This window comes from Caldicoprobacter algeriensis, from assembly GCF_023838525.1.
Lineage (GTDB): Bacteria > Bacillota > Clostridia > Caldicoprobacterales > Caldicoprobacteraceae > Caldicoprobacter > Caldicoprobacter algeriensis.
Genome location: NZ_JAHUQD010000017.1, coordinates 25,332 through 51,767 on the forward strand (window position 1 = coordinate 25,332; position 26,436 = coordinate 51,767).

Below are 26,436 nucleotides of genomic sequence, written 5' to 3' on the forward strand. Positions count from 1 at the left end.
GAAATAACGTTTGCTATTCAGGAAATTTCGTACGCCTAACCATTTAAATTAATCAGCCCGCTGTCATATGTCTGCAACCAATCATATATCCTTCCTTTATTTTACGCCTTCCTGCTTTACCTTCAGTATCCTCAACCTGTTTATGGCGGCGCCTATCTCCTGAGGACGGGGTTGCGCGTAGTCTCCCGGATGAAGCCCTTCAAAAGGCGATATGACGTCTAACCCCTTTTCCTCTATATCCCGGTGTACCTTTTGAATGATTTCCTTCAAAGTGGTCTTGCCATCCATATAATTCTCCATCGCATAGCGAATTATGTCACCAATAGCCCTGGTCTGATTTATGTCCACCAGCTGCTCAACATCATCCAATATCAAATTGGTGTGTCCATATTGTATGTTATCCAACCCCCGGGATTTTATCTTCTTGTTGCGGCCTTTAAGCGAAAGGCTATGCGGAATGGGTATCCTGTGAGTGACTCGAATGGACTGTCCACCAGCCTCTTTTTTTCTATCGATCCTATACTCTTGAGCGATCTCTTTGGCTTTGGCGGTGACGTCCTTGGGGACATACTGCTCCATCATTATGACCCGATGCGCCACATCGAAATAATCTCCCGAGCCGCCTACTACAATAATGGTGGATACGCCCAACTGCTCATACAGTTCCTCCACCCTGTCGATAAAAGGCGTAATTGGTTCTGAGTCCTTGTGAACCAGCTTTTGCATACGCGCATCCCTGATCATGAAATTGGTGGCACTGGTATCCTCGTCAATTAAAAGCAAGGAGGTCCCAATCTCCAGAGCTTCCATGATATTGGCTGCCTGGGATGTGCTTCCGCTGGCATTTTCGGTGGAAAAGGTCCTGGTGGACTCACCATTGGGGAGATTGTTGATAAACGGGCTTATATCCACCTTTTCTACCCTTCTACCATCCTCTGCCCTGATCTTGACCGCATCCTCGACGGTGACCACCAGCTCCCTTCCGTCGCCGGGTATGTGGTCATACACGCCGCGTTCAATGGCACGAAGCAGCGTGGATTTCCCGTGATAGCCGCCACCCACTATTAGCGTTATACCTTTAGGGATTCCCATTCCCCATACCTTACCCGCATGGGGAAGCTCCACCATGACCTCCAGTTCGGGAGGCGATTTAAAAGGCACCACTCCGCCTTCCATCGGTCGGTCGTCAACGCCGCTGCGCCGCGGAAGGATGGAACCGTTAGCGATAAAGGCCACCAATCCCATCTCCTTTATCTTGTTGCGCAGCACCCACTGGTCCTCCGCCAGGTTAACATGCCTCAACAATGCCACGTTGTCCAAATTCTTATACACAAGGGATTGCTCCACCAATCGCGGCAGCTCGCCAAAGAACATTTCCATTGCCTGCCCCGCCAGCACGGTCCTGCCGCGGGCAGGAAGCCCCATGGTTAGTCGTGCCTCAACGCTTGAATCGGTGACCAACACGGAAGTGCGGTTTAAAATCTCCTGTCCCACCGATATGACCGAAATCTGTCCGCTCTTTCCCGTTCCCCTGTTGCCCTTCACAATTCTGGCAATGTTTTTGGAGATCTGGCGAGTCAGAAAATCCTCAAGGCCTTTTTTCCTGGGCTTTGATGAATACAGCTCTTGCGGAAAACCTGCCACCTTTTGAGGCACTACCACCCTGATCCTGGAAGGCGAAGCAAAGGGGTCCCCCTGCACGTGGTCAATATGTAATATAAAATTGCCAAAATCATAAGACCCCTGTATGTCTTTATAGGCCTTGTAGCCCCTGCCATCAATCCTGCGCAGTATGTTCTCAAGCTGTATCCGGTTTTGCACTCCTCCATCACCTCTTTATATTTAGCACTTCTATGTTTGCTACCGCTTCTTCGATGAGCTTCTCGCCTTCCACCAGCTTTTCAGCTTCCCTCACCTTTTCCAGCTTTGGCCTGGTGACGGGATGTTTTGGCACAAATACAGTACAGCAGTCCTCGTAAGGAAGAATGGAGGTTTCGTATGTCCCTATCCTCCTGGCAAGGTCCATTATCTCTATCTTATCCATCCCTATAAGTGGCCTGAATACCGGCATCGAAACCGCATCATTGGTGGCACACAGGCTCTCTATCGTTTGACTGGCAACCTGCCCGAGGCTTTCCCCTGTTACCAAAGCCTTTGCATCCTCCTTATGCGCCACCACCTCAGCTATTCTCATCATAAAACGCCTCATGAGTATTGTAAGCATGTTATGAGGGCACTTTTGATACAATTCCTGTTGTATCTTAGTAAAAGGCACTACATGCAGCTTTATTTCACCACAGTACTGGCTTAAAATCCTGCACAGGTCAATCACTTTCTCCTTTGAGCGCTCGCTGGTATATGGGAAGCTGTGGTAATGGACGGCGGTGATCTCAACGCCGCGTTTTGCTATCATCCACCCCGCCACTGGACTGTCAATACCTCCCGAAAGCAGCAGCACGGCCCTCCCATTGGTGCCAACCGGCATCCCGCCTGCGCCGGGGATTATTTGGCAGTACACATAAGCCCATTCCCTGACCTCAACGTTAACCGTCATCATGGGATTGTGGACATCCACCTTCAAGTTGGGAATGCGCCTTAAAAGATAACCACCCACTTTACGGCTCAGCTCCATAGAATTCAAATAAAAGCTCTTATCAGATCTGCGAGATTCTACTTTGAAGGTAAACGTTTCCTTTTGACTGGCAGCCTGAGCCTCCATGGCCTCTCTCAATAACACCTCGGCCGCCTTCTGTATAGCTACCACATCCTTTTCGACCTTCAGCGCGGGGCTGAAAGAAATTATCCCAAAGACCTTCGCTATGCTGTCGAAGACCCTTGGGTCATCCCCGATGTTTTCCACGTAATACCTTCCTTCCGCCTTCCTTACGGTTATTCCCTCATAGGGTTCCAAAGCCTTTACTATATTGTTATACAGCGCCCTTTCAAAATACGGGCGATTCAGGCCCTTTAAGTGTATCTCCCCGTAACGCAATAAAGCCACTCTCTCCAATATATCTACCTCCTTACAAACCCCTCCAGTTCCTTTACGCACTGCCCTATAATTCGAGCCGTCTGGCGCATTTCATCCTCGGTATTCAAGTACGACAAGCTGAGCCTTATAGCCCCCTGGGCCACATCCTTTTTTGTGCCGATAGCCTCAAGCACATGGCTCATATGGCCTCTTCTGGACGAGCAGGCCGAACCGGTGCCGACATACACCCCTTTTTCTTCTAGGGCATGGAGCATGACTTCCCCTCTTATGCCGGGGAAACTTACGCTCAAAATATGCGGCGCTCCCTCCTCAGGTGGAGGCCCGTTGATAACCGCTGAAGGTACCCTCTCGGTCAGCTCGGCAACCAAAATGCCCTTCAACCTGTACAGGTAACCCCTGTCGACTTCCTCTTCAAGCCAGCGTACCGCCTCACCAAACCCGACGATGCCAGGCATGTTTTCGGTGCCGCTTCTGACGCCCTTTTCCTGACCGCCCCCCCACTGAAGAGGATGTATCTTCACCCCTTTTCTTATATACAGAGCACCTATTCCTTTTGGTGCATGAATCTTGTGGCCGCTTATCGAAAGCAGGTCAATGCCCCACTGAACTGGCTTTATATCCAGCTTGCCAAACGATTGAACGGCATCCACATGAAAAACAGGGGAATTCCCCTGAGCCTTCAATAGCCTACCGATCTCCTGAACTGGCTGTATCGAGCCGATCTCATTGTTTACATGCATTATGCTCACCAGTACGGTATCAGGGCGTATTGCCCGTCTCACGTCATCAGGTGAGACTACTCCATCCCTATTTACGGGGAGATAGGTTACCTCCCACCCTTCCTTCTCCAGGTATTTAAATGTATTCAAAACCGAGGGATGCTCAACCTTGGTGGTGATGCAATGCCTTCCTTCACGTTTTCTGGCCAGCGCCGTCCCTATAATGGCCAGGTTGTTTGCTTCAGTGCCGCCTGAGGTAAAAAAAACGCCCTCGGGATCCACACCCAGTGCAGAAGCAATCCTTTCCCTGGTCTCCTTAAGCTTTTTCTCTGCCCGCAAACCCATCCTGTGTAATGAGGATGGATTGCCAAAGTCATGGAGCATGCACTCCATCACAGCCTCAGCCACATCAGGGTGAACAGGGGTAGTAGCCGCATTGTCCAAATAAATTTCACGCTCCATAGTACAATGCCTCCTTATATCTTGCCTCAATCAACCATTATTTTACCCTTTCATTGACATTACTACAAGGGAATCCACACAGGATTTTAAAATTCTGTCAATCTGCTGAACCAGACCACTCTCGTCTTCCATACCAGTTGTCCATACTTTATACCTTGCTTTATACACAATACAAAAAACAAGCTGATTTCTGCATTTCAGAATATCGTAAGACATCTCCATTTACTCGGTTTTATGCAATTTATACCTAAATCTATTTTTTATAAATAAAAATCCCCTCTTAAACAAGGGGATTATATCATAGTTATCTAGTTTTGACATTCCGTGGATTGAATATCTTGAAAAGCTCCACCAGCTTGTCACTGGGTTCGAACACCAGCATCGATTTTACACCATCCTGGGTGAAAATGCCGTAGTAAAGCCCTGGACCGCGGTTGAGGAAATAGTTGTACCTGTTTTGAATCCCCTTGTGGTGAAGCATGCGCTTAAAACCCTCATCGCTTATGGGTGCAATCACCTCAAATTCCCTTACATCCACCGACAGGAGTTTTTTCCTTTTGCTGTTATTGGTGATTTTAGCTATATCGAGGATACCGTTTGTAAAGGTATAATCGTACTCAATCCGCTGATTGTTCTTAAGGACAAAACACCCGTATGCCAGCGCTCCGCATACCAGCGTAATGGCTATGACAGGTATGTTTATGATGCCGTTCATTATGGTAATAAGTCCCTGTAAGGCAAAAAGCACGAATATGACCATACCGATATAGCATATAACATAGATTATTGAATTTAAACCGGCGTTGACCTTGGTCACCGATTCCTCATGAAAGTAATCCATTGAAGGCCTATCCCCCTTTGCAAATTATCTTTATATCGCTTTTTAAATAATTGTAACATGATTTCGGCTATATTAAAACCCCCTAATGAAAATTCAGGTTCTCTAAAATTTTTATCGAAATGGAAGGATTTTTGATGAAACTTGCGAATTTTTATTATTAAAGAAGGGAGGCATTTCCATGCTGTGTCCAAGTTGTGGTACTAGAAATAATTATTATCACCGTTACTGCTACAATTGCGGGTATAAACTAATAACCGACCAGGAAGAAATAAAACCCCATGAAAAAGAGCAGCCACAAAAACCTGAGGTTGAACAGCCATCAATCGATGAAAAAACAGCTGACCAGGACCTCGATCTCGATTATCTGTTCAAAGCCGATAAAAAAAGTGTATGGGATGACGAGGACTTAGATTGGTTTTTCGAAGAGCCTGACTACACACAGCAATTTCCCCTGAGGCGGCATCGTAAAGATAAAGGCTCCTCGTTGGCCAAGTGCACTGCCAAGATATGCGCAACCATCATCGTGCTGGCCGTACTTCTATTCGTAAGCTATATAATCGTGGATCAGATTTCGCACACAAATGATAAGGCTACCGGTTACGGTTCAAGGATTATGGCATCCACCTTTGTGGAAGCTACAACTATTGATGGAAAACCTGCCCACAGGATTATTGTAAACACCAGCAACGGGGAAAAAGTAGAGGCTCTTGACAAGGTATATCCTGTCATAAACGGCAAAGCAGAAATAGTATATGAGGACGCCTTTTTGTGTTCATACTTCTCACAGGGCCAGCAAAAGGACGCAATCGAAGTACAGCTTGACATCACCATCTATGGAGAAGGTTTGCTAGAGGCAAAAGAAAGAGTAACATTCACCTTAAACACGCCCTTGTCGCCTCTAACTTTGATTCAGCCCGCATCGGGCGAAGCTCTTGTGGAAGGTAAAAAGTACCGAATAATACTTAAGGTGGAACCGGGCTCACAGGTATTCATAAACGGCAACAACTACAGCGACCTCGTTGACCAGGAAGGCAGGCTGGAAAAAGACGTTGAAGTGCCCGATGCTCCTGAAAACATATATGAAATCCGGGTGTCCACCCGGGGATACGCCGACCACATACGCAACATCGTTTTAAAGAGAGAGAGTATGGAATTCCCATTAACCATAAATCAATCTATACCAGTACAGACAACTGACGAATGGGCAAAAATCACCGGCACTACCCATCCGCAAGCCGTGCTGGAAGTCAGCCTTGAAACGAGGTCGCAACCCAGAGTTGACCCTGAAACTGGCAATTTCACCCTATACGTAAGGGCTGACGCACCCGGATATACCCCCTGCACCATCACGGCACATGTAGAAGGCAAAGATGATGCAAAACTGAATCTGGTAATTGAGCGCCAGACAAACGAATCGGAATACACCAGGCGCGCCTGGGCCCTCAATTATAACCAGTTAAAATCCAACCCCGATCTCCAAAACGGCAGGATATTCGTATTTGAAGGAGTTGTAAAGGATATAATCGCCCTGGGAGAGAAGAACGTGTTCACCGTTGATGTATCCGGCAATGGTTCTTCTCCCCAGCTGGTATACGTGGAACACTGGGGCAGCTTATCTATCAGGTCAGGAAACAAGGTGAGAATATTCGGCAATCGATGGGGCAATCATGAAGACATGCCCCGCATACTGGCCAAATACGTATATCGCTATTGAAATTAAAGCAAAAACAACTACCTGCATAGCAATAAAATTGAAAAAAGGAGTGCTCTTTTCGGGCACTCCTTTTTATTCTTCTTGCAGCGGTTCAAGCGTCACAGGCAGAGTGAACTCTTTCCCATCACGCCATATCTTTATTTTTACCGTATCGCCGACTTTGTGCTGGTTTATGGCATCTTTCAATTCCCGGAAAGTCTTTATCTCTTTGCCATTAATTCCCGTAATGACATCTCCTGGTTGTATACCTGCTTTGGACGCAGCTCCGTTTTGTACAACAGCCCTTACCAGTATACCGCGTGGATAATTGAGTTGCTGAGCCTCGGCTTCGGTTATTTCCTGTCCCAAAATCCCGATACCCGGTTTGTCCCCTTCTCTCACCACAACGCCTTTTTTGATTAGCTCCTGAACTATGGGCAAAAACTCGTTAGTGGGTATGGCAAAGCCCAGCCCTTCAGCTCCGCTTCCTTTCAATGTGTTCATGCCGATGACCTCGCCCTTGGTGTTAACAAGCGCTCCGCCGCTGTTGCCGCGGTTTATAGCCGCATCGGTCTGTATAAGCTTCATTGGCCTTTGATCAACCACTAGGGTACGATTTACAGCGCTTATTACCCCCACCGTTATGGTCCCTGCAAGATCATGGCCCAGCGGATTTCCTATGGCCACAGCCAACTCCCCAGGACGGACCTTGTCCGAATCTCCCAGCTTTGCTACAGCATACTTAACTTCTTTAAAGACCTGGGGATCAACTTTCACAACGGCCACGTCGCTGGTGGTGTCCATTCCGACGAGCTGAGCCGGTACCTGCTTTTCCCCTTGGAACACCACATATAATTCCTTGGCACCTTCCACTACGTGCGCATTGGTAACTATATATCCTTCATCGCTGAGTATTATGCCCGACCCATACCCTTCCTGCTCCTGCATGTACACATCGCCAAAGAACCAGTCCCTATAGGTTATAATGCTTTTGTTGGTTATGCCGACCACAGCCGGACCGACCTTTTCGGCGATCTCTACCACCGGATTATCAGAGGTGATAAATAAGTCCCCTTTGTAGCCCAGCTCGGGAAGTTTAGCTTTATCTTTTTCCTGGTTAGCCTGATCATTCTCGGCAACCTTCTGCTCTTGCTCATTTGGTGTAACAACAGCATTTTCAGAATAATCATCGCTGATGTAAGGCAGCATATAATACATGCCAATAGCACCCAGCAAGGCAAAAACCACTGCCACCGCGATATATTTCCATATTCTACCTTTACCTTGGTATTGCTGCTCATCGAATTCATAGAATTCCCTCATACTCTACACCTCCCATGTTCATTAATTAATCTTTCATTTATCCTGCAATTTTAATTATAAACTTTCTTTTTTAATAAAATATGAACGCCTTGTAAACAATTTTTACCGCGAAGTCCTGTCTGGCCGTTTGGCTGCCTTCAACGAAAATATAAATGCCGTACCCTCGCCCAGGCGGCTATTGACCCATATATTCTGTTCATGCTGCTCTATGATCTTTTTTACGATAGATAGCCCTAGCCCTCTCCCCCTGTTTTTGCCACTTCTCGATTTATCGACCTGATAGAAGCGCTCCCATATGTGCACAATATCTTCTTTCGGAATACCCGGTCCCTGGTCCTGAATCTTTACGTAAGCTTTATCTCTGTGTTTCCAGGTCTTTATAATCAACTTGCCATTTTCACGATTGTACTTTATCGCATTATCCAGCAAGTTTATGATGACCTGCTGAATCCTGTCGGCATCGGCTTCCACCCAGCAGTGTTCATCCTGAAAATCCACCTGCACCTCTATGCCCTTCTGATTTATCCTCTCTTCCTGCGAAATGAGCGAACGCCTGATCTGCTCGTTGACATCAAATACCGAAAGATTGAGAGGGAATTGCCCCGATTCGATTTGCGTAAGGTCCAAAAGCTCGTCGATCAACTTGCTAAGCCTTTGGGCTTCCGACAGGCTTATGCTCAAGTATTTTTCCCTATCCTCTGGCTTTATGGTATTATCCAGTACTCCCTGGATATAGCCCATGATGGAAGTAAGCGGTGACCGCAGTTCGTGTGACACGTTGGCCACAAAGCTTCTGCGCATATCCTCCAGCTTCTCCAAAGAATCGGCCATGGCATTGAAGTTGACAGCCAGCTGGCCTATTTCATCCTTTGTAACCACTTTAACCCGGCGCTTGAAATTGCCCTGGGCAAACTCGCGGGAAATCTCGTTCATCTGAATCAATGGATTGGATATACGGCGCGACATCCAATAAAGCAGCACCACCGAAAGGCCGGCCGAGATAAATGCAGCCCACCATATGTTCCTGTAGATGTCATACAAAGTACGCCTAATTCCCTCAACAGGTGAATGCAGGAATATCGCCCCTCTAATCCTGTTATTGATCCTCAAAGGCACTCCCACGGTTAAAACCGGGGTGTTAAAACGCCCACCAAAACGCCCGGTCTTGGTGATGATGTTCCCTTTCAGTATCTGGATGAACTCCTCTTCGGTGAGCTTTTGTTCCTGCCACCTCTCTTGGTCTTCTTTTGAAGGGCTGTAGGCAATCCAGATATAGCCCAGCCCATCGCTTACCCATATGGTGGTATTTAAAAAACGATCGATGATCTTAAAATAGCTGTACAATGACCGTTGATCGATAAGGCCCATGCTGTACATTTCGATGTACGGGTTAAGCTCTTGGGCCTCCCTTATGAGCTCCCGGGCTTTGGTGCTAAAAGCATAATCCATAAAAAAAGTTGACAAAAGCAATCCCAATATTACAATGGTAACGACTATGATCACAAAATAAGTGACCATCAAACGGGTAAAAATCGAACGGAACATCTACTTCACCTCAAATTTGTACCCCACACCCCAAACCGTCTTTATATGCCATACGTCGGTAGGGTCTGAAAACTTTTCCCTGAGCCTCTTTATATGGACATCTACAGTACGGGTATCGCCGTAAAAATCATATCCCCATACGCGGTCCAGCAGCTGCTCCCTTGTAAATACCTTATTAGGATGTGAAGCCAAAAAATACAGAAGTTCCAGCTCCTTGGGCGGAAGCTCTACGGTTTTCCCGTGATATTCAACAGTATAGTTGCCAATATCAACGGTTAAATTGGGATAAGACACCACCTTCTCTCTGATGCCCATTGCCCTTGATCTGCGCAAAACAGCCTTTACCCTCGCAATCAGTTCCTTGGGGTCAAACGGCTTCACGATGTAGTCATCGGCCCCTAGCTCTAATCCCAGGACCTTATCGAAGGTTTCACCTTTGGCGGTAAGCATTATAATCGGGATATCGCTTATCTTGCGTATCTCCTTGCATACTTCCCAGCCATCCATTCCAGGAAGCATTATATCCAGTATTACTAGATTGGGTGGATTATTCTTAAAGGCTTCAATACTCGAAATCCCGTCAAGGTAGTGCTCAACCTGATAACCCTCTTTTTCTAGATACAGCCTTATAAGCTGACATATATTGGGATCATCGTCCACTACCATGATCCTCTGCTGTGCATTCATTCATATCGCACCCTTTCCAAAAAATTTCTACCCTATAAATTATACACAAAAAGAAAAACATGAAAAAGGCTCTTTGATTATTAATTATAGGTCTTTTTTCATATTTTTTTAACTCAAGAAGGATTTTGGCATTTTATGTAGAAATATTACCAGAGTCATAACAAAATATGACAAAAGCAGGACAAAATAATCCAATACACACAGAAAGGAGGGAGAGCAAGGGTATTGTACCCTTGCAAGCAACGTGGCAAAGATATCAAGCACTATAAAATTTTCTCGTTTAAACAGCATAAGCAACAAACTCATAGCAGCGTTCCTTATAATGATCATCCCTATTTCCATCTTGGGTTACTATTCTAGGGACAAGGCAGAGAAGGCCATACAGCAAACAGCTGCCCAGTCTACCATTCAAACCATGGAGCAGATGTCGCAATATCTTGGCCTGGTTTTCTCAACTGTAGAGGAAGTGTCTATGCAGATATTTACAAACAAGGACATCCAAGATTTCCTTTTAGTCAGAGAAGACCAGTTAACTACATACGATTACCATCAAATGAGGCAAAAGGTTCAATCTGTTCTAAGCAATTATACCATGAACAACAAATTTATCGACAACATCATCCTTTTAATCGATGAAAGGCGCAGCATAGCCACGGGAAATATCTCCCTATTCAATTTGAATTTTGAGGACATAAAAAAGGCAGAATGGTATAAAGCCGCCATCGAAGGAAACGGCAAGATCATCTGGAGAGGTAGCCATCCTGAACTGGATACCAGTGCCACATCTAAAACCGCATCGTATTCCATGTCGGGCATTCGGGCAATAAAACACCTTTCCAGCGGTACTATCTTTGGTGTGCTGTTGATAGACGTGAAATACGAGCCTATCATGGATATATTGAAGAAGGCAAACTTGGGTTCAAGGAGCGAAATCCATTTAGTCGGCCCAGGCGGACACGCCTTGAGTTCAGAAACTGGGGAGCAGATAAATGAAGACGAATCGGTAACCACCCATAATATAACAGAACACGATTTTTACCAGGAAATAATGTCATCTGAGGAACCCGCAGGTTACAAAGAAGTCGACCATCACGGCGAAAAGTGGTTGATGATCTATAACAGGGTTGGGGGAACAGGATATACCCTCATTGGGCTCATCCCAAATTCGGTGCTCTTGGCTGCCACGCAGGAGATCGCAAGGACTACCATCATGCTTATGGTATTGGCCTGTATATTTGCATTGATAGTCGGGCTGTACATGTCCAACAGCATGGGCCGAACTATAGTGCGAATCATCAATGCCGCTGAAAAAGTTGCCATGGGCGATCTAACAGTAAATCCGGTGTCAAAGCGCAGGGATGAGCTGGGCGTACTGACCAGAAGCATCAACTCGATGATAGCCAACATGCGCCAGCTCATACATCAAACCGCTGCTCTTGCGCACAAAGTCGTTGAGTCTTCGTCAACGGTAGCCTCAACCTCGCAGCAGCTATCGGCATCATCGCAGGAAATCGCCAAAGCTATTCAGGAAATCGCCCAGGGAGCAGCAGAGCAGGCAGCTGATGCAGAGCAAGGCGTTCAGAAGATGGATATGCTGGCCGCCAAAATAAACAGCGTTTCAGACAATGCCAGAGAAATTCACAATCTGTCCAAAGAAACGATGAATTTAACCCAGCAAGGGCTCGATGCGGTGGATCAGCTAGAACAGAAAGCTCGACAAACCACTGCTATCACTCAGGAGATATTGGCAGACATAGATACCCTCAACCAGCATTCTCAGGCCATAGGCAAGATAATAAAAGTAATTGACAACATAGCCGACCAGACCAACCTTCTTGCTTTAAACGCAGCCATAGAGGCTGCACGGGCAGGGGAGATGGGCAAGGGATTTGCCGTAGTGGCCAACGAGATACGCAAGCTCGCCGAGCAGTCGATGTCTGCCACGCGTGAGATCACCGCTATTATCAAAAACACGCAGCAGCAAACTGCTCAAACCGTCAAGCGAGCCAAAAGCGCAGAGGATATTGTAAAATCTCAAAATGAAGCGGTGGTCACCACCATCTCGGCTTTCAAACAGATAGCAGCATCGGCCGAAACGCTAGTCAACCGGGTTGAGCAGATAATACAGGGCGTCAATGAAATGGAAAACGACAAAAACCAAGCAGTATTGGCAATGCAGAACATATCCGCTGTGTCGCAAGAGGCAGCCGCATCATCCCAGGAGGTAACGGCATCCACCGAGGAACAGCTGTCGGGCGTAGAACAGCTGGCCTCTTATGCTGAGGAACTGAATTATGCCGCACAGGAATTGATGCAAGCCATCAGCAAATTCAAAATAGAGCAAAATTAAAAGGGAGCAGCAAACGCTCCCTTTATTTTTTATATTTTGTGTTTACATTTTTACATTTCCCTTATCATTTCTGGTCCAGCGAGCCAAGCCCCACCATGACAGGAGCCACAAAGGCAATCATGCTTATCATGGTGAACAAGACTCTCCACACCTGAGGGGAGATATACCTATATAGTTCACCATTGATTGCCACTGCCAGCAACAACACGGAAGGCAACTGTCCCAATAAGCCCACCGCAAAACCGGCAGCAGGCTTTTTTGAAGCGCACAAAGCCCCAAATGCCTTACCATACTGAAACATCAACACATAATACGGCATAACCAAAAGCACCATGACAAGCCATACCGGAAGAGGAATCGGGATGCCGGCCTTTCTCAGCAGATCCACTGCTTCAAACAGCAAAAAGATAGCCATCCCGCCCCCTGCCAGCAAAATCGCATTCAAAATGGCCAGTCGTATTCCTTCAATGACGCACCTTCCTGTACGCGGAAACCACTTCTCAATCCATCCCATCTCAAATAGAGCTCCCGACATACTTAATAATTATGCCTGGCCGCTCAACTCTCGCTCGATTTGGGCAACCTTCAAATAGCTGTCCTTTAAAGCGTAATATAGCCCTTTATACACCTCATAATATTTATCGTATACCCTTACATTGGACTCGATGGGCTGCTGTACTCCCACCCGTTTGATGGCTGCTTCGCATGCCTCAGGTACACTGCCATAGACGCCGGTTCCGACCCCAGCAAGCAGCGCCGCACCAAAGGCAGGCCCTTCAGTGGAATTGATGGTAGTAATAGGGCTGTTGAACACATCGGCCTGTATCTGCCGCCACAGCTTGCTCTTGCCGCCGCCACCAGAGGCCCGTACTTCAGATACCTGTACACCCATTTCTTTTATTATTTCAAGACAGTCTCTGAGGCTGTAAGCCACTCCCTCCATAACGGCGCGGATCATTTCATTTCTGCCGTGCTTAGCAGATAGACCAAAGAATACACCTTTAGCATATGGATCAAGATGAGGCGTACGCTCTCCCATGAGATACGGGAGGTATATAAGCCCTTGGCAGCCTGGCACAGCCTTTTCAGCCTCAGCATCCATAAGCACATAGGGGTCAATGCCCATAAACTTAGCCAGCTCACGTTCCATGCCACCAAAATTATTACGCATCCACTGAAGCGAGAGGCCCGCACCCTGGGTGACCCCCATAACATGCCAGGTATTGGGCACAGCATGGCAAAATGTATGTACCCTTCCCTTAGGGTCTATCTTTACCTGATCCATGTATGCAAAAACCACTCCCGAGGTCCCAATGGTGGACGAAATAACCCCTGGCTTGACTATGCCATTGCCCACAGCACCAGCGGCCTGATCCCCACCACCGCCTACAACCGGCGTTCCATGAAGCAACCCTGTCAGCTGGGCAGCCTGCCGGCTCACCTTACCGCTCACTTCCGGTGACTCATACACGGCCGGCAACCAATTAAAATCGATCCCCAGTTTATCCACTATCTCACGACTCCAGGTCCTCTTTGGCACATCCAAAAACTGCATACCACTTGCGTCGGATACCTCGGTAGCAAATTCTCCCGTAAGCCTGTACCTTATGTAGTCTTTCGGAAGCAAAATCTTATTTATTTTTTCAAATATCTCGGGCTGATGGTTTTTTACCCACATCACTTTTGAAGCGGTAAAACCGGTTAAAGCAGGGTTAGCGGTAATCTCGATAAGCCTCTCTTTCCCTATAATCTCGGTTATTTGATTGCACTCCTCCTGCGTCCGCTGATCGCACCATATTATTGCAGGTCTAAGCACTTTACCCTCTTTATCCAACAGTACCATGCCATGCATCTGGCCCGTCAAGCCTATACCCTTGATATCCGATGGATCAACACCACTCTTCGATAATACCTGTTTAATGGTCTCAACAGCTGCATTCCACCAGTCCTCCGGTTCCTGCTCGGCCCACCCTATCTGCGGCTGATAAAGCGGATATTCCTGCATTGCGCTAGCCACCGTATTGCCCTTTTCATCAAACAGCGCAGTTTTTGTCCCAGAAGTCCCAATGTCGATTCCAAGCAAATAAGCCATAGGTAAACCCTCCTGTCGTTTTGTTATAGTAATTTTCATCTCTAAAGCTTTTACAGATTTATTCTACAAAAAAAGCTGTTTTCCTTTATATCCTTAAACAAAATTTCTAAATTTCATCCGCTATTCATTCTTATTCCTTTGTCAATAGTCAGCTTTGCCAATACAGCCTAATTATGGGCAGGCCACCCGACTATAGACCATATAACTCAGCCGGATGGCCCTAATCTTACATTTCATTAGGATAAACCATAATCTTTATATGCTTTGCTTTGTTAATACGCGCTTCTTCAAGGGCTTGAGCAGTTTGATCCAGAGAAAACCTTCCAGTAACAAGTGACCTTACATCAGCTACACCTGAAGATAATATATCAATCCCCTTGGGATAAGTATTAGCATATCTAAATATCCCGTATATATCTACTTCTTTATCAGCGATTTCGGGAACATTGAGAGGAATATTATCCTGGGCCGGCAACCCTACAACAGCAAGTTTCCCCCCACGGCATAGACTGGCCAATGCATCCTGAAGAGTTTTGGGATGGCCTGCCGCCTCTATAGCCACATCCACTCCTCGTTTATCTGTAAAATCCAAAATCTCCTTGAGCACATCGGTCTCCTTGGCATTGATGGTCAAGGTCGCTCCCACTTTCTCCGCAGCCTTCAACCTGATTTCTTCAAGGTCAACCGCTATTATCCTGCTGGCACCAAAGGCTTTGGCTGCAACCACTGCCATCAATCCCACAGGCCCTAATCCAAATATGGCTACCGTACTACCAGGTCTTATGCCCGCTCTGGTGGCAGCATGTATACCTACCGAAAATGGCTCAATCATGGCCGCTTCCTCAAATGTCAGGTGATCGGGTATATGGAACACAAAGTCTTGCCGGTGTTTAAAATACTGAACAAACGCCCCATCATACGGCGGAGTGGCCAAAAACTTCACGTCAGGGCACAGGTTATACCGCCCTTGCTTGCAATACTCACAGGTACCGCAGGTAACACCAGGCTCAACAGCCACCCTGTCACCTACTTTAAAACGCGTGACATTTTCCCCTACTACAGCGATGATGCCGGCACATTCGTGCCCAAGTATGATTGGCTTTTCCACCACATACCTGCCTATTCTGCCGGTTTCATAATAGTGCACATCCGAACCGCACACGCCCACCGCCATAACCTTTATGAGCACTTCATCGGGACCCACCTCTGGGACAGGCCTGTCTTCAAGCACGATCTCAAAAGGCTTTCTCAAAACCGCCGCTTTCATTCTGTCAGGCAAATCAGCTGTTATTGACATAAAAAACCACCCCCTAATTGCCTCTCATAAAATTTACATAAACTCAAAATACCCCTTTATATAATCTAAAATTCAATGTCCTCCCTCGAAGGAAAGCATAAAACTGAATCCACTATACTACCGTAACCTTTGTGGTAAATTTCTTATCATTGCCACCGATGATAATCTTCTTACCCACCAGCTCAAATTGACCTTTAGCCCGTATATCCTCCGAAGAACTGCCAATGAAAACATCAACCTTACCCGGCTCTACCACAAAGTCCATATTTTCATCGTAAAACCCTAATAGAGAAACAGGCATATCAAATATCACTGTCTTAGTCTGGCCAGGCTCAAGATGAATGCGTTTAAATCCTTTAAGTTCTTTCACAGGCCTAGTTACATTTTGCGCCGGAACATGGACGTACAGCTGCACTACTTCGTCTCCCTTTATTTTACCGGTGTTTGTTACATCAATCTGTATTCGCACCTCTCCCTTTACATCCACATTTTCAGGCGATATCCTGAGGTTGCTGTACTCAAAAGTTGTATAGCTCAGTCCGTAACCAAATGGATACAAAGGCTTTGTGCTGCAGTCTACATAGTCGCCCAGCCAGTGCGAGCGTCCTCCTGAGGGTTTATGTCCATAATACACCGGTACCTGTCCTACTGTACGCGGGAAGCTAATAGGGAGCTTACCCCCTGGATTGTAGTCCCCAAACAATACGTCTGCTACAGCTCTTCCTCCCTCTTCGCCGGGAAGCCATGCCTCAACTATCGCAGGAATATTTTCATGCAACCAGGTTATGGAAAGCGGTCTCGCGTTAACCAATACAACCACAACAGGAGTACCAGTAGCATACACCGCTTTTATGAGTTTCTCCTGTTTCCCTGTCAAATTCAAATCAGCCCTGTCTCTGGCTTCTCCTGACGTGCAGCCAGGAATAAGCCCTGACCTATCTCCAACAACTACAATAGCTACATCGGCTTTCTTAGCTATTTCAACCGCTTCATCAAAGCCACTTTCATCATCACCTAAAACGTCACAACCTTTTGCATACAAAACCTCGGTATCAGCAGACACTTTCTCCTTAATCCCATCAAGCACGCTGACCATGGGTACAAACAGGTCTTCATCATTCAAACTTGCATAGGTAGGCTTTGCGGTGTCAAAGGTATCAGCCATCCTTTGCAGGGTTTCAATATGGCAAGGATAAGCATAATCTCCTATCATATTCCGGATATTGTGAGCATTGGGACCTATAACCGCTACTTTGCGTATCTCCTTGCTCAACGGTAATAGATTATTCTCGTTTTTGAGCAATACTATTGATTCCTGCGCCACTCGACGGGCAAGCTCACGCTGCTCGGGTATATCAAATACCGATTTAGCCTTTGAAGGCTCAACATAGGGATTTTCGAACAATCCCAATCTAAATTTGTGCTCCAAAATGCGCGCCACTACTTTGTCGATCACATCTTCAGAAACAAGCCCCTGTTCCACAGCTGCCTTTAACGGCAAACCGTAGCAATCAGTGCTTGGGAGCTCTATATCGACTCCTGTTTCAATGGCTTTTTTGGCAGCCAGTATCTTATCCGGGTTGAGCTTATGATATTCATACAACATGTTAATAGCAAAATAATCGGACACTGTAAGGCCTTCAAAACCCCATTCATCCCGCAATATACTTTTCAAGAGTCGGCTTGAGGCGTGACAGGGTATGCCATCTATTTCATGATAAGCAGGCATAATACACGCTAATTTTGCTTCCTTGACCGCCGCCTCAAATGGGAATAAATAAACCTCTCTTAACTCCCTTTCCGGGATATGCGCAGGCGCCCAGTTCATGCCACCTTCTGACATTCCATATCCAACAAAGTGCTTCCCGGTGGCCATGATTCCATCATGCAAGCCTTCACCCTGTAGACCCTTGATATACGCAATACCCATTTGAGCTACCAGATAAGGGTCTTCTCCAAATGTTTCCTCCGTCCTCCCCCATCTTGGGTCTCGTGTTACGTCCAACAATGGTGCCAACGCTTGGTGTGCCCCCGCTGCCTTCATCTGTATCCTAATTACCTCTCCTATGGCCTTGGCAGCCTCGGTATCCCATGTACTTGCCACACCGATGGTCTGAGGAAAACATGTGGCCCCTTTGGCCATAAAACCACTGCAGGACTCCTCATGTACAATAGCCGGTATGCCCAGGCGAGTGTTGTTTACAAGATAGTCCTGTATCTCATTTGCTATTTTGGCACAGGATTCGGGGTCAAGGTTGCTGGCGCCGGCTATCCTGGTAATCTGCCCTATTCCATGCCCAATCTTACAAACTGCTTTCTCAGGGGAAAATTTTGTATCATCAAGTATTTCATACACCCAAACAGCACTCAGCTGAGCTATCTTTTCATCCAGTGTCATTCGTGATAACAAATCTTTTACTCGATCTTCAACCGGCTTACTCTTATCTTTATATAAGGCTTCTGCCATACATGCCCCTCCCTCGTTTTAAAAGACCATGACGTCCCTGGTACACAATAAACTTATCTTTTTGAGTAAGTGTATTTTAATTGATAACGCTCATTTAACATTTAGCAGATACTCATTTATCAACGCCTTTATTACTTCCTGCCTACCAGAGCGGTTTTTGATCACCGGATTTTGCATCGCATACTGCTCAAGGGTTTCGTATGCAATTGGTTTGATGCTATCAAAATAAGCCATATAGTATACTCTCCTTTCTTAAGCACTTATAGAACTGAAACATCCTTTAAAATTCTTATTAAACTCTATTATATCATTTGTTTTACAGCATTCAAATATTACACCTGTATTTTTTACCAAAGCCCCTAACAAACCGCACCGTCATTCGTACCCATCTTATCAATGGCTTCCCAAAGCCCAAGCAGATACATTATCCCCAGCGCCCTATCATATAAACCGTATCCCGGCCTTGCCTTCTCTCCCCATATCATCCGCCCATGGTCCGGACGCATATATCCCTCAAAGCCTATATCGTAATAGGCCTTTATGATTTCAAACATATCAAGCGAACCATCACAAGACAGATGGGATGTTTCGTAAAAGACCCCCGGCTTTTCTATTTTGATATTCCTTATGTGGGCAAAGTGTATTCTACCTTTACTGCCAAAGTATCTTATCATCTCAGGCAGGTTGTTTTCCAAATTGGCCCCAAGCGAACCAGTGCACAGGGTAAGCCCGTTATATGGACTATCGACGAGATTGATTATCCTGTCTAGGTTTTCCTTATTGGTAACAATCCGCGGCAGCTTAAATACTGACCATGGTGGATCATCGGGATGAATAGCCAGCTTTACATCGTATTCTTCACAAACCGGAACTATGCTTTCAAGAAAATACTTGAGGTTATTAAACAGTTTCTCCTCATCAACATCCTTGTAAAGCTCAAACAGCCTTCTTATCTCCTTCAATCGGTAAGGCTCCCAGCCGGGTAGCGAATACCCCCTTGACCCCGATTCCATCTCGTTGATCAATTCAATAGGGTCCAAATCCCTGATCACATTATCGTCATATGCAATGACTTCAGAACCATCGGGTAACTTCATGGCCAAATCGGTGCGTATCCAGTCAAACACCGGCATGAAGTTGTAGCACAATACCTTGATTCCAGCTTGTCCCAGGTTCTTTATGGTCTCCCTATAGTTTTCAATATAGCGATCTCGGGTGGGCAAACCCAACTTTATATCCTCGTACACATTAACGCTTTCTATCACTTCCAGCTTCAAGCCATAATCTTCAACCTTCTTTTTCAATGCCAGTATTCTTTCAAGGGGCCACACTTCTCCCACGGGAATATCAAACAGTGCAGAGACCACACCGGTTACCCCAGGTATTTGACGTATCTGCTCTAAGGTTACGCTGTCGTCATTTTCCCCAAACCATCTAAAAACTACCTGCATTCAATTCACTCCTTTCCGTAGTAATTTCAAACCACATTTTCAGGGTATCCCAGACGGGATATCCTGTTTAAAGACTTACTGCTTAATTGCATTTGCACTGCAATAATGTAAGACAATTATCAAAAACCTCTAAATACAATATTTAAGCTTATTCTAATTTTATTGCCTTACTTTGCGCTTCCAAAGCCAATTCTATTGCCTTGAAAACATGTTCTTGCGTCATGGCATATTCCGTCCTATTCAGGCAATCCAAAATCAGTTCTCCAAAGAAGGGGAAACCCACTTTACCTTTTACATTGATATAATGTTCTCCATCTTTGTTTACAAGATAAACATGGTCTGTGTTCTCATCTCTAGATATATCAATATATTTTCTTATCTCTATGTATCCCTCAGTGCCTAATATAAATAACCTGCCATCTCCCCACGTTCTCAATCCGTCGGGAGTAAACCAATCCACCCTGAAATATCCCGTCGCTCCGTTGTCTGCGATTAACGTAACATCGCCAAAATCCTCAAAATTAGGATATTGTTTATGGTTATAGTTAGCCACCTTTGCTGCTTGGACCTTTGCATCTTTTGCTCCTGTAAAGAATAAAAACTGTTCTATTTGATGGCTCCCTATATCGCACAATATACCGCCAAATTTATCCTTTTCATAAAACCATGCAGGCCTTCCTTTGCCTTCCCTGTGCGGCCCCAACCCAATTACCTGCAATACTCTTCCTATTTCCCCGTTTTGTACCAACTGACCTGCATATACTGAAGCCTCATTGTGGAGACGCTCGCCATAATATACCATATATTTTCTCTTGGTCCTTTGTACTGTTTCCTTTGCCTTTTCAAGCTGTTCCATGGTAGTCATTGGAGGTTTGTCGGCAAAATAGTCTTTCCCTGCCTCCATAGCTTTCAGTCCTATGTTGCACCTTTCAAAAGGAATAGCCGCACTTGCCACTAAGTGGACAGAAGAGTCCATCAGCACTTCGTCCATGCTACGTGCAACCTTGACCTGCGGAAAAACCTTGCAGAACTCCTCGACTTTTAAAGGATCCGGATCGTAAACCCACTTTATTTGCCCGCCGGCCTCAATAAGGCCTTTAGACATGCCATAGATATGGCCGTGGTCTAAGCCTATGGCGGCAAAGATAAAGTCGCCCTCATCGCACACCTTTTCAGCTGGCGTTTCTGGCATATAATACATACCACTAGCCTTGATCATTGGGGAAATACCTCCTTTGCACAAAATTAATTCACTTTCCCAAAAGTTATATGGTCTTCTTTGAAGTTTTCAATCGAAATTTTCTTTTCGTTAAAACGCGGCACATTAGCCCTAATCCCTGCCACCGTATAGAAAGGGTCATCTTTTGACAGCGGAAGCTTAACCAACTGCTTTAAGCTTGCAGATTTATAGATGACAGTAATGAGTTCAAGGGCATTTCTGCCGTCCTCACCTGATATCAGCAATTTCTCTTTATTCTCTATTGCATTCAGTACATCATTGATCTGCCCAGTATGTCCCGTATATTTTAGTTCAGGGATTCCATTGTATAGTTCATTCAACTCCCTTTCGAGTTTCTCATCTCTACCCGTCGGGAAACCGTTACTGGCGGCAAGAGAGGCATAAACCTTCCATGGCGCCGAAACCCTGGCCTTTTCCCCCTGCACTATGATTTCCTGTTCCTCGCCGTGATGGACAACAGAACTAGTGATTTGCGCTATCGCTCCGTTTTCATATTTCAGCACCGCCACCGATATGTCTTCAACCTCTGCGTTGTTGTGTACTGCATTGCTCATCAATGCCATAAGCTCTGCCGGCATACCCATTAGCCAGATCAGCAGGTCTATATGATGAATTGCATGGTTTAAAGTGCATCCCCCTCCTTCCTTTTCCCAGGTCCCCCTCCACCACAAATCATAATATGAATGACCTCGCCACCAAAATGAATTGACCTGCGCATGTGCAATTTTCCCTGCCAACCCAGAATCAATGACTTTCTTTAACTTCATAAACCCATTAGTAAATCTATTTTGCGCTATCACCGAAAGATATCTATCAGCTCGTGAAGCAGCTTCAATCATAAGGTCACACTCCTCAAGTGAAGCCGCCATAGGCTTTTCAACCAACACATGCTTTCCAGCCTTTAAAGCATTTACTGCTATTTCAGCATGCGTATAAGGAGGGGTACATATATCAACTAAATCTATATCATCTCTTTCAAGCACTTTGCGGTAGTCATCATAGACCTCTGCATTTGTTAAATTAAACCTCTCTTTTTTTTCAACGGCTTTCTCGGGATATATATCCACAAGTGCAACGATCTCACATCTGTCGGGAAATTCCAAATACCCCTTGATATGCTGTGGTGAAATATTTCCAGTACCTACAATAGCAACCTTTATCATGCCTTTAACCTCCCATCATTTAAAAAATTCCACTTCAAACCCTGTGAAAATATGCCTAAACATGTCGTTTCTCAAGGTTTCCCTTCAGTCGCTTTGGTTGTACTGTCTAGCTTTTAACCTTGTTTTTAAAAGATACAGATGAGCCCCGCTGAAACACCTTGTACTTTAAAAAGGCATACCTCAATCTTCTCAGCGGGGCTTCTAGTGATTTTCATTTCAATTGTTTAATAAAAAGGCTATTTACAAACAATTTCAAATGCCTTATTTGCCGTACATCTCATCCCATAAAGCAGCCCTTTGGTCCAATACCTCCTGTCCACCAGCGGCCAGATACTCCTGTATTAAAGAATCCCATACTTTATCAAAGTCCTCGGGTTTGGCCGTAATGGCTTTTGCATATATCTCCAACTCTTTGTCATCTAGAACTTTTCCGTATTTAGCCTCTGCCTCGGTAGGAATTAACCCTGCACCCGGATTGACGTAGCCACCCTGCATAGCAAGATTGTAAGCTGATTCATACAGATGCTCATTGCCGGGGTAAGAAAACGCATTTGCTTTGATGGTTTTCTCTTTGTCAGCCAGGTATATCCCGTTTACAATAAGGGTATAATCGATGTTCTGCGATGAGGGCATCATCTTTTCACCTTCTACAGCTTGAAGCTTGGGCAAACCGTCAACTACAGTATGGTGAACGCCTTCTTCACCAAACTGCAAGAAGAACAACACCTGAGGGTCAGCCATCCAGTTGAGGTATTTTATGACGGCATCGGCTTTTGCCTGGCTGGTCTTGGGCACTATAATTCTTATACCCGTTGGGTTGTACAACTCCTTTCTGTGCTGGCCAGTATGCACATTGGTATATGGGTCACATGGTATAAACTCTGCCCCAGGAATATTCTTCTTTAAATTGTTGTTATGGCCTGGTACGTTTCTGAGCGCCATATCATAATTTCCGCCGTAAGCTCCCACATAGCCTCTAACTATATCTTGATCCATCATTTTCCCATCCTTATCAAGCGGGAATTCTGGGCTGATCAAACCTTCATTGTACATCTTGTTGAGGAATCTAGCCCCTTCTTTCCAGCCAGGTAAGAACAATCGATATTTTACATAGTAATCTTTGTCAGGCACATCTTCTAAAAACGTCTCAAAGAAACCATAAGCCATATAGTCCACATCCGCTGTCATTGCAAAAGGAATCACTTTATCAACATTTCCAGGATTTTTCTCTTTAAACGCTTTTAAGGTATTATAGAACTGTTCGGTTGTTTCGGGTACGGGCAGATTAAGCTTTTCCAGCCAATCCTTTCTTATAAATGTTCCAGTTCTTGCCTGTATTACCCTTCTGGCTGGTATGACATATTGTTTGCCATCATATTGACCATATGCTAAAAGCTCTTCACCTAAGAATTCTTTTAATTGTTGCCCATGTTTATTAAGGGCGTCCGTCAGGTCAGCCAATCCACCTTCTTTGTAGTACTTGTAAACAGTAGCAACGTCGTAAGTCAAGCAGATATCAGGGGCATCACCTGTGGACATCCAGATATTGAGCATTTCAACTTCTTGAGATCGAGGGCATGGGACAAAAGTCAATTTTATATTATTCTTGTCGCCAAATTGTTCCTGAATCCATTTCGTCCAGTAGTTATTGTCTACCGGCGTCTGTCCAGGGGTACCTCTGTCAAAGACTTCCACTTTTAACTCGACAGGTTTTTCAGGTTCTTTTGTCTCCCCTGAACTCTCAAAGTTGTTGTTTTGGCCCTGAGAACTTGGCTGTTGTTTTGGTTCGCTATTGCTCTTTGAAGAGCAGCCAGATAAAGTAACAGCAGCAATTGCAAAACACAACAACAGGCCTATTAATATTAGTGTTCTCTTTTTCATTGACTCTTCTCCTCCTTTATTTTTTGTTTTATATTTTATTATGAAAATTGAAATTAACCCTTTATAGCCCCAATCATAATGCCAGAGATAAAATACTTTTGTAGCCATGGATATATCATAATTATAGGGATAATTGCAAACATAACCGAAGCAGCCTTTAAGCTCTCAGGCAACAAATTTGATGATAGATTCCCCTCTATGGCAGAAATCTCGGGTTGCATATTGTTGAAAATTATTTGATATATTTTCAACTGTATGGGGTACAATTTAGAATCTGTAATATAAAGCAGTGCATCCATAAAGTAATTCCATCGTCCCACCGCGTAAAACAAGCTCAAAGTGGCCAATACCGGCAACGACAACGGCAACACTATTCTTACCAATATCGTGAGGTATGATGCACCATCTATGAAAGCTGACTCCTCTAAGCTTTCTGGTAAGGTTGAGAAAAACGTCTTTAATACAATCATATTAAATGCGCTAACAAGCCCTGGCAATACCAATGCCCAGAAATTGTTCAGCAACCCCAGATTTTTTACGAGTATATAGTCTGGTATCATTCCTCCGCTGAAATACATAGTAAACACTATGATCAAGAGGAAAAAATTCCTTCCCTTAAGCCCCTTTTTAGAAAGAGGATAAGCAGCCAATATAGTCATTAACATGCTCAACACAGTGTATATAATGGTCAGTTGTGCTGTAAACACAAGGGATTTTATCATGGTCTTATCGGCAAATACCACTTTATAAGAGTCAACATTTAACTCTACTGGCCAGATATAAACTCTTCCACCAAGTATGGCTGAATTTGAGCTCAAGGATATCGATGCCACATGCAAAATCGGAATCAAACATACCAGTACCGCGACGAAAATCAATATGTTGAGGACTATATCAAAGATTTTACTCCTTGTATCTGCTACCATTACACTTTTACCTCCTAAAAACCCCTTTTGGCTTATTTTCGACCGCTTATACACAAGAGTGACAGTATAATATATTTACCATATTCCTTGTTCGCCAAACTTCTCAGCAATATAATTGGCCGTCAACAAAAAGACCATGCCCACTACGGATTGGAAGAAGCCCACTGCTGTAGCCGTTGAAAATCTACCTGAGCGTAAGCCAACTCTATACACAAAAGTACTGATAACATCCGAGACCTCGGTTACAAAATAGTTCCCCATAGCATAAGGCCGATCAAAACCAATTTGCGCAATTCTACCCACATTGAGTATCAACAGAATTATTATAGTAGGTTTAATGCAAGGAAGGGTGACATGCCATATTTTCCTCAACCTTCCTGCACCATCAACAGTAGCTGCTTCATATAGTTCTGGATTTATACCTGCTATAGCAGCTAAGTATATTATTGCATTCCAGCCGGCGCTCTGCCATACTCCGGAGGCCACATAAACCAAAAGCCAATTATTTTTTTTACTCAAAAATTCTACAGGTCCCATACCCATCTTCTTGAGAAGTACATTAATTAAGCCTGTTTGTGTCGAAAAAAGCTGTATCACAATACCACCAATAACAATCCATGACAGGAAGTGAGGAAGATATAGTATAGTCTGTGATATCTTTTTATAGGTTTTATTTTTAAGCTCGCTCAACATAATCGCAAGTATAATAGGAGCAGGAAATCCCGCTATTAAATCCAAGGCGTTTAAAAGAAGAGTATTCCGCACAGCCCGATAAAAATCTTTCATTCCAAATATTTCTTTAAACGTCGCAAAATTGTTCCAAGGACTTCCCCATATCCCTTGAAACACGTTATAGTCTTTAAAAGCTATTAGCAAACCATACATGGGTATATATTTGAATATGAAGAAGTAAGCCATAGGCAATATCAAAAAAATGTAGAGCAAGTAATGTTGAGACATATAAGCAATAAATTTTCTCTTTCTCTGCTTTACGCCCGTATTTTTTACTGCGATATTGGGTGCTAAATTCATAATAAATGGCCCTCCTTTAAGCTAAAAACAATACAACTTAGCACATCAATGCCTTTTGTTCTGAGTTGATTTTACATTAACACAACTCCGCACATCAACAATTAATTTTGATTTTGAACTTTCAATTTTGATTATACTTAATCATTAAAACCTACATTTCGCATGTTAAAAAATGGGATTTATCTTTTTCGTGTAAATGTCAGGACTAAATCCCAACCATTCTAGCATCTTCAATATCTTTGGTGAAGTATCATTTGGCAAATACAGATCACCAT

At 44.8% G+C, this 26,436-nt stretch carries 20 protein-coding genes; 2 read left to right on the forward strand and 18 right to left on the reverse strand.

Annotated elements, in window-relative coordinates:
* Window positions 1-96: 96 nt before the first annotated feature.
* From KVG29_RS09780 to KVG29_RS09795, 4 genes are all read right to left on the reverse strand, one after another.
* Window positions 97-1,821 (reverse strand): ABC-ATPase domain-containing protein, encoded by a 1,725-nt coding sequence (locus KVG29_RS09780; RefSeq protein WP_252228242.1) that lies wholly within the window; start codon window positions 1,819-1,821, stop codon window positions 97-99.
* A 7-nt stretch (window positions 1,822-1,828) separates the two neighbouring features.
* Window positions 1,829-3,010 carry a tRNA uracil 4-sulfurtransferase ThiI gene (gene thiI, locus KVG29_RS09785; protein ID WP_252228244.1) on the reverse strand — a complete coding sequence of 394 codons (1,182 nt, stop codon included), beginning with the start codon at window positions 3,008-3,010 and terminating at the stop codon, window positions 1,829-1,831.
* Window positions 3,011-3,015: 5 nt separating this feature from the next.
* Window positions 3,016-4,173, reverse strand: coding sequence for a cysteine desulfurase family protein (locus tag KVG29_RS09790; RefSeq protein ID WP_252228246.1), 1,158 nt, complete (start codon window positions 4,171-4,173; stop codon window positions 3,016-3,018).
* Between the two features lie 304 nt (window positions 4,174-4,477).
* Window positions 4,478-5,014 (reverse strand): DUF6106 family protein, encoded by a 537-nt coding sequence (locus tag KVG29_RS09795; protein WP_252228247.1) that lies wholly within the window; start codon window positions 5,012-5,014, stop codon window positions 4,478-4,480.
* Between the two features lie 178 nt (window positions 5,015-5,192).
* On the opposite strand from KVG29_RS09795, the gene KVG29_RS09800 reads away from it, so the two are divergent.
* On the forward strand, window positions 5,193-6,728 hold the full coding sequence (locus tag KVG29_RS09800) for a hypothetical protein (RefSeq protein ID WP_252228248.1): 1,536 nt from the start codon (window positions 5,193-5,195) through the stop codon (window positions 6,726-6,728).
* 72 nt (window positions 6,729-6,800) lie between these two features.
* On the opposite strand, the gene KVG29_RS09805 is transcribed toward KVG29_RS09800, so the two are convergent.
* The 3 genes from KVG29_RS09805 to KVG29_RS09815 form a co-directional block, all read right to left on the reverse strand.
* Entirely contained in the window at window positions 6,801-8,030 is a 1,230-nt protein-coding gene (locus tag KVG29_RS09805) for a S1C family serine protease (protein WP_252228249.1), read from the reverse strand.
* Window positions 8,031-8,132: 102 nt separating this feature from the next.
* Window positions 8,133-9,575 carry a sensor histidine kinase gene (locus tag KVG29_RS09810; RefSeq protein ID WP_252228250.1) on the reverse strand — a complete coding sequence of 481 codons (1,443 nt, stop codon included), beginning with the start codon at window positions 9,573-9,575 and terminating at the stop codon, window positions 8,133-8,135.
* On the reverse strand, window positions 9,576-10,262 hold the full coding sequence (locus KVG29_RS09815) for a response regulator transcription factor (RefSeq protein WP_252228251.1): 687 nt from the start codon (window positions 10,260-10,262) through the stop codon (window positions 9,576-9,578). It lies immediately after the preceding gene.
* 244 nt (window positions 10,263-10,506) lie between these two features.
* Between KVG29_RS09815 and KVG29_RS09820 the strand changes: the two genes are divergently transcribed.
* Window positions 10,507-12,612, forward strand: coding sequence for a methyl-accepting chemotaxis protein (locus tag KVG29_RS09820; protein WP_252228252.1), 2,106 nt, complete (start codon window positions 10,507-10,509; stop codon window positions 12,610-12,612).
* 64 nt (window positions 12,613-12,676) lie between these two features.
* On the opposite strand, the gene KVG29_RS09825 is transcribed toward KVG29_RS09820, so the two are convergent.
* From KVG29_RS09825 to KVG29_RS09875, 11 genes are all read right to left on the reverse strand, one after another.
* On the reverse strand, window positions 12,677-13,126 hold the full coding sequence (locus KVG29_RS09825; RefSeq protein ID WP_252228253.1) for a hypothetical protein: 450 nt from the start codon (window positions 13,124-13,126) through the stop codon (window positions 12,677-12,679).
* 30 nt (window positions 13,127-13,156) lie between these two features.
* On the reverse strand, window positions 13,157-14,704 hold the full coding sequence (xylB, locus tag KVG29_RS09830; RefSeq protein ID WP_252228255.1) for a xylulokinase: 1,548 nt from the start codon (window positions 14,702-14,704) through the stop codon (window positions 13,157-13,159).
* A gap of 226 nt (window positions 14,705-14,930) precedes the next feature.
* The gene (locus KVG29_RS09835; RefSeq protein ID WP_276576510.1) at window positions 14,931-16,001 is read right to left on the reverse strand and encodes an NAD(P)-dependent alcohol dehydrogenase; all 1,071 of its coding nucleotides are present in this window, start codon (window positions 15,999-16,001) and stop codon (window positions 14,931-14,933) included.
* Window positions 16,002-16,113: 112 nt separating this feature from the next.
* A complete protein-coding gene (locus tag KVG29_RS09840) occupies window positions 16,114-18,468 on the reverse strand; it encodes a glycoside hydrolase family 3 N-terminal domain-containing protein (RefSeq protein ID WP_252228256.1) in 2,355 nt (784 codons plus the stop codon).
* Window positions 18,469-18,558: 90 nt separating this feature from the next.
* The gene (locus KVG29_RS09845; RefSeq protein ID WP_252228258.1) at window positions 18,559-18,702 is read right to left on the reverse strand and encodes a hypothetical protein; all 144 of its coding nucleotides are present in this window, start codon (window positions 18,700-18,702) and stop codon (window positions 18,559-18,561) included.
* A gap of 125 nt (window positions 18,703-18,827) precedes the next feature.
* Window positions 18,828-19,919 (reverse strand): mannonate dehydratase, encoded by a 1,092-nt coding sequence (uxuA, locus tag KVG29_RS09850; RefSeq protein WP_252228260.1) that lies wholly within the window; start codon window positions 19,917-19,919, stop codon window positions 18,828-18,830.
* 148 nt (window positions 19,920-20,067) lie between these two features.
* Window positions 20,068-21,138: a Gfo/Idh/MocA family protein gene (locus tag KVG29_RS09855; RefSeq protein WP_252228262.1), complete on the reverse strand. Its 1,071-nt coding sequence runs from the start codon at window positions 21,136-21,138 to the stop codon at window positions 20,068-20,070.
* 26 nt (window positions 21,139-21,164) lie between these two features.
* Complete coding sequence (locus KVG29_RS09860) at window positions 21,165-22,322, reverse strand: Gfo/Idh/MocA family protein (RefSeq protein WP_252228263.1); 1,158 nt, start codon at window positions 22,320-22,322, stop codon at window positions 21,165-21,167.
* 261 nt (window positions 22,323-22,583) lie between these two features.
* Window positions 22,584-24,203: an extracellular solute-binding protein gene (locus tag KVG29_RS09865; protein ID WP_252228264.1), complete on the reverse strand. Its 1,620-nt coding sequence runs from the start codon at window positions 24,201-24,203 to the stop codon at window positions 22,584-22,586.
* A 53-nt stretch (window positions 24,204-24,256) separates the two neighbouring features.
* Complete coding sequence (locus tag KVG29_RS09870; RefSeq protein ID WP_252228265.1) at window positions 24,257-25,129, reverse strand: carbohydrate ABC transporter permease; 873 nt, start codon at window positions 25,127-25,129, stop codon at window positions 24,257-24,259.
* 75 nt (window positions 25,130-25,204) lie between these two features.
* Window positions 25,205-26,161: an ABC transporter permease gene (locus tag KVG29_RS09875; RefSeq protein ID WP_338084639.1), complete on the reverse strand. Its 957-nt coding sequence runs from the start codon at window positions 26,159-26,161 to the stop codon at window positions 25,205-25,207.
* Window positions 26,162-26,436: the final 275 nt, after the last annotated feature.

What these genes read in the sequence shown, in the direction of transcription:
- KVG29_RS09790 (WP_252228246.1), bottom strand. Translation starts at nt 4,173, where the DNA reads ATGGAGCGTGAAATTTATTTGGACAATGCGGCTACTACCCCTGTTCAC.
- KVG29_RS09795 (WP_252228247.1), bottom strand. Translation starts at nt 5,014, where the DNA reads ATGGATTACTTTCATGAGGAATCGGTGACCAAGGTCAACGCCGGTTTA.
- KVG29_RS09800 (WP_252228248.1), top strand. Translation starts at nt 5,193, where the DNA reads ATGCTGTGTCCAAGTTGTGGTACTAGAAATAATTATTATCACCGTTAC.
- KVG29_RS09805 (WP_252228249.1), bottom strand. Translation starts at nt 8,030, where the DNA reads ATGAGGGAATTCTATGAATTCGATGAGCAGCAATACCAAGGTAAAGGT.
- KVG29_RS09810 (WP_252228250.1), bottom strand. Translation starts at nt 9,575, where the DNA reads ATGTTCCGTTCGATTTTTACCCGTTTGATGGTCACTTATTTTGTGATC.
- KVG29_RS09815 (WP_252228251.1), bottom strand. Translation starts at nt 10,262, where the DNA reads ATGAATGCACAGCAGAGGATCATGGTAGTGGACGATGATCCCAATATA.
- KVG29_RS09825 (WP_252228253.1), bottom strand. Translation starts at nt 13,126, where the DNA reads ATGGGATGGATTGAGAAGTGGTTTCCGCGTACAGGAAGGTGCGTCATT.
- xylB (WP_252228255.1), bottom strand. Translation starts at nt 14,704, where the DNA reads ATGGCTTATTTGCTTGGAATCGACATTGGGACTTCTGGGACAAAAACT.
- KVG29_RS09835 (WP_276576510.1), bottom strand. Translation starts at nt 16,001, where the DNA reads ATGTCAATAACAGCTGATTTGCCTGACAGAATGAAAGCGGCGGTTTTG.
- KVG29_RS09840 (WP_252228256.1), bottom strand. Translation starts at nt 18,468, where the DNA reads ATGGCAGAAGCCTTATATAAAGATAAGAGTAAGCCGGTTGAAGATCGA.
- KVG29_RS09845 (WP_252228258.1), bottom strand. Translation starts at nt 18,702, where the DNA reads ATGGCTTATTTTGATAGCATCAAACCAATTGCATACGAAACCCTTGAG.
- uxuA (WP_252228260.1), bottom strand. Translation starts at nt 19,919, where the DNA reads ATGCAGGTAGTTTTTAGATGGTTTGGGGAAAATGACGACAGCGTAACC.
- KVG29_RS09855 (WP_252228262.1), bottom strand. Translation starts at nt 21,138, where the DNA reads ATGATCAAGGCTAGTGGTATGTATTATATGCCAGAAACGCCAGCTGAA.
- KVG29_RS09860 (WP_252228263.1), bottom strand. Translation starts at nt 22,322, where the DNA reads ATGATAAAGGTTGCTATTGTAGGTACTGGAAATATTTCACCACAGCAT.
- KVG29_RS09865 (WP_252228264.1), bottom strand. Translation starts at nt 24,203, where the DNA reads ATGAAAAAGAGAACACTAATATTAATAGGCCTGTTGTTGTGTTTTGCA.
- KVG29_RS09870 (WP_252228265.1), bottom strand. Translation starts at nt 25,129, where the DNA reads ATGGTAGCAGATACAAGGAGTAAAATCTTTGATATAGTCCTCAACATA.
- KVG29_RS09875 (WP_338084639.1), bottom strand. Translation starts at nt 26,161, where the DNA reads ATGAATTTAGCACCCAATATCGCAGTAAAAAATACGGGCGTAAAGCAG.